The following is a 3171-nucleotide window of genomic DNA, read 5'->3' as shown; positions in this document are numbered from 1 at the left end:
CTTGTGTTGGCGCGAGGCCTCAGCGAACAGGTCGAACTTCAGGGCGCTACGGGGAGTGATCATGGCAAAGGATGGAGCACGCGTTCTCGATCAACAAGGGACCGGATGGGTTTTGAGAGGTTCCCTGATGGCGGTGTGGCGCCGCAAATCCCAGCAGGGGATCCTAGTTCATAGCGAGCAAGCCAGCCAATATGAAAGCGACGACTTCAAACGCTTCTGCACAGCCCGCAACTTAGAGCAGAGCATGGACCGCGGGGACAATTGAAGCCTCCTTGATTTCCTGTGCCAGTCAGAAGTAGAGGTCAGGGAATCGTTTTATACGGTACTCGACTGGCGGCACGCGACCCAGCGCTTCATGTGGTCGATGGTGGTTGTAGCGCTGAAGCCAATCGGCAGTCATGGCTCGCACCTCGGCCAACGAGTCGAAGACGTAGCAGTCCAGCACCTTGAATCGCCCCGGGATTCGCGGAGGCTGTTTGGTTTAAGTCAGGCCGTCACCGTGGCGGCCTGATTGGCGAGTTGCCGGTAGTAGTTTGCCTCAGCCTCTGCCGGCGGTATGTAGCCGATGGGCTCGAGCAGGCGATGGTGGTTGAACCAGGACACCCATCCCAGGGTCGCGAACTCCACCGCCTCCTTGGTCTTCCATGGCGCTCGACGATGAATCAACTCGGCCTTGTACAGCCCGTTGATGGTCTCGGCCAAAGCGTTGTCGTAGCTGTCGCCCTTGCTGCCCACGGATGGCTCGATGCCAGCTTCGGCCAGTCACTCCGTGTAGCGAATGCTGACGTATTGCGACCCCCTGTCGGAGTGACAGACCAGGCTGCCGTCGCGTTCGGGCTGTCTGGCGTACAGGGCTTGCTCCAGCGCATCGAGCACGAAGTCAGTGCGCATTGAGCTGCTCACGCGCCAACCCACGATGCGACGGGCAAACACGTCAACGACGAAGGCCACGTACAGCCAGCCCTGCCAAGTCGAGACATAGGTGAAGTCGCTCACCCACAACTGGTTCGGTCGCTCGGCACGGAACTGCCGGTTGACCCGGTCCAGCGGGCATGGCGCCCTGGCATCACCGACGGTCGTGCGCACGACCTTGCCGCGCATCACACCGCGCAGCCCCAGCTTGCGCATCAGGCGCTCGACCGTGCAGCGAGCCACGCTCACGCCTTCGCGCCCCAGTTGGCGCCACACCTTGTCAGCGCCGTAGACCTGCATGTTGGCCTGCCAGACGCGTTGAATCTGCGGTATCAACTGCTTATCTCGCAAAGCCCGAGCGCAGCGTTTGTGTGGCTCGCGCAGCAGCGCAGCATGTCTTCGATAAGCCGACGGAGCAATCTGCAAGACCTTGCAGAGCGGCTCGACCCCGAAGGTATCGCGATGCTTGTCGATGAAGTCCTTCAGGACTTGAGCCGGCGGTCGAGCTCCGCCTGGGCGAAAAACGCGCTGGCCAGCTTCAATATCTCATTGGCCCGCCGCAACTCCTTGACCTCGCGCTCCAGTTCCTTGACCCGCTGAGCCTCGCTGGTCGTGACGCCTTCACGCACGCCAGCGTCGACCTCTGCGCGCTTGACCCATTCGTTCAAGGTCTGCGGCACACAGCCAATCTTGGGGGCGATGGACTTGATGGCGGCCCACAACGACGGGTACTCCCCACGGTGCTCCTGCACCATCCTCACTGCACGCTCACGCACCTCAGGCGAGAACTTGTTCGTCTTCTTCATGGCTCAATCCTCTCAGAGTGTTGAGCCTCCTCAAAACCCGGGGCGATTCACCTCGGTGCAGTAGGTCTTGTTGAAGCGCTCGACATAGGCGTTCTGGGTAGGCTGGCCGGGTTGGATGTGACGTAGCTCGATGCCTTTAGCAGCGGCCCAGTCGCATAACGCCTGGGCGATGAATTCCGGCCCGTTGTCCAACCGGATCGACAACGGCGCGCCGCGCACCTCGACCAGTTCGCTCAAGGCCCGGATCACGCGCGCTGCCGGCAGACTCGTGTCGACCTCGATGGCAGCGCTTCGCGGTTGAACTCGTTGATGACGTTGAACGTCCTGAAGCGCCGCCCCGACCAGAGCGCGTCGGCCATGAAATCGCAGCTCCAGTGCTGATTGGGTTCGCGCGCGCGGTCCAAGGGCAGCTTGATGCGCGCGGGCAATCGCTTCTTGCCGCGCCTGGGCAGATTGAGCTTGAGATCGCAGTACACGCGCCACATCACGGTCTTGCCCCAGAGCTTGCCTTGATGGCGAGCACTGTCGTAGATCAGGCCGAAGCCATGCCGCGGGTTCACCGCGATGTGCTGTTCGAGGAACTCGATCACCCCGGAATCGTCGCGAGCCACGGCCCTGTAGCGCAAGGTGGATCTTGCGATCCCGCTGGCTCGACAGGCTTGACGTTGGCTCAAGCCATGGTCCGTCATCAGCGCTTGCACGACCCGCTCGCGGCGCTCCGGGGTCAGAGCTTTCGCTCGATGACATCCTTGAGCTCGCTGTGCATCAGCGCCAGCTCCGCGTACATGCGCTTGAGCTGCGCGTTCTCGTCCTGCAACTCTCGCAGTTGCGCCAGGCTCGACACGTTCATGCCGGCGAAGCGGCTCTTGCACTTGTAGTAGGTCGGCTCGCTGATGCCGTGCTTGCGGCACGTCTCGCCAACCTTGCCGCCAAGCTCGACCTCCTTGAGGATCGCAACGATCTGGCTGTTAGTGAATCTGGATTTCTTCATGTAGAGGCTCCATGGGTTTGGATTCTCTACTCCCAGTTGGATCAAGATTTCGAGGAGGCTTCACAATGCCGTCGTCGCGTCGTTCTTCAGCAGCCCGAAAAGGAGCGCATCCAAAAGCGTATCTACAAAACTAGGGATTTGGGGCGCCCCGATGTCTTCGACTACATCAAGGCGTTCTACCACCGAACCCTCGGCCACAACCATCTCGGCAGTATCATTTTCCGAAGAGTTTGAACGCGCCTCGGCTTGAGGTTGGGGTGGTCTACAGGACCGGGCGGGCAATCCAGTTAGTGATGCGGTGCAGGCTGTGTTGGGAGGAGGGGTTTGATGACAATTTTTTGTCATCTTTCTCCTACGGGTGTGGGAAAAGTGGTCTATACTTGCGGGCTTGGCAGGTGAGACGGATGACTGAGTTGTCCGGAGAGTCTGACAAGAAAGGTTGGTTTTGAGTTGTGGCCGGGT

General features: G+C 60.5%; 4 protein-coding genes, 2 pseudogenes and 1 other annotated feature. Of the genes and pseudogenes, 1 reads left to right on the top strand and 5 read right to left on the bottom strand.

The window, feature by feature from the left end:
• Nucleotides 1–265, top strand: a pseudogene (locus tag AVMA1855_RS26750) (hypothetical protein); the annotation flags it as partial.
• Nucleotides 266–289: 24 nt separating this feature from the next.
• Here AVMA1855_RS26750 and AVMA1855_RS26680 read toward each other — a convergent pair.
• The 5 genes and pseudogenes from AVMA1855_RS26680 to AVMA1855_RS26385 all read right to left on the bottom strand — a co-directional run bounded on the left by AVMA1855_RS26680 (nucleotide 290) and on the right by AVMA1855_RS26385 (nucleotide 2709).
• Nucleotides 290–445 (bottom strand): integrase core domain-containing protein, encoded by a 156-nt coding sequence (locus AVMA1855_RS26680; RefSeq protein ID WP_349817130.1) that lies wholly within the window; start codon nucleotides 443–445, stop codon nucleotides 290–292.
• Nucleotides 446–486: 41 nt separating this feature from the next.
• A pseudogene (locus AVMA1855_RS26400) lies at nucleotides 487–1718 on the bottom strand (IS3 family transposase).
• Nucleotides 1324–1440, bottom strand: a sequence feature (AL1L pseudoknot). (Overlaps the previous pseudogene by 117 nt.)
• A gap of 30 nt (nucleotides 1719–1748) precedes the next feature.
• Nucleotides 1749–1955 carry an integrase core domain-containing protein gene (locus tag AVMA1855_RS26395; protein WP_284427992.1) on the bottom strand — a complete coding sequence of 69 codons (207 nt, stop codon included), beginning with the start codon at nucleotides 1953–1955 and terminating at the stop codon, nucleotides 1749–1751.
• Between the two features lie 8 nt (nucleotides 1956–1963).
• Nucleotides 1964–2329: a hypothetical protein gene (locus AVMA1855_RS26390; RefSeq protein WP_284427991.1), complete on the bottom strand. Its 366-nt coding sequence runs from the start codon at nucleotides 2327–2329 to the stop codon at nucleotides 1964–1966.
• 113 nt (nucleotides 2330–2442) lie between these two features.
• Nucleotides 2443–2709, bottom strand: a complete 267-nt coding sequence (locus AVMA1855_RS26385) for a transposase (protein ID WP_284427990.1) — start codon at nucleotides 2707–2709, stop codon at nucleotides 2443–2445.
• Between the last annotated feature and the right edge of the window lie 462 nt (nucleotides 2710–3171).

The sequence above is a fragment of the Acidovorax sp. SUPP1855 genome, assembly GCF_030158955.1.
Lineage (GTDB): Bacteria > Pseudomonadota > Gammaproteobacteria > Burkholderiales > Burkholderiaceae_C > Paracidovorax.
Note: the sequence above shows the minus strand (reverse complement) of the source record. Positions and strands in the feature narration are given on the sequence as shown.

Excerpts from the sequence above, each read along its gene's own strand:
- AVMA1855_RS26385 (WP_284427990.1), bottom strand. The coding sequence starts at position 2,709 with ATGAAGAAATCCAGATTCACTAACAGCCAGATCGTTGCGATCCTCAAG.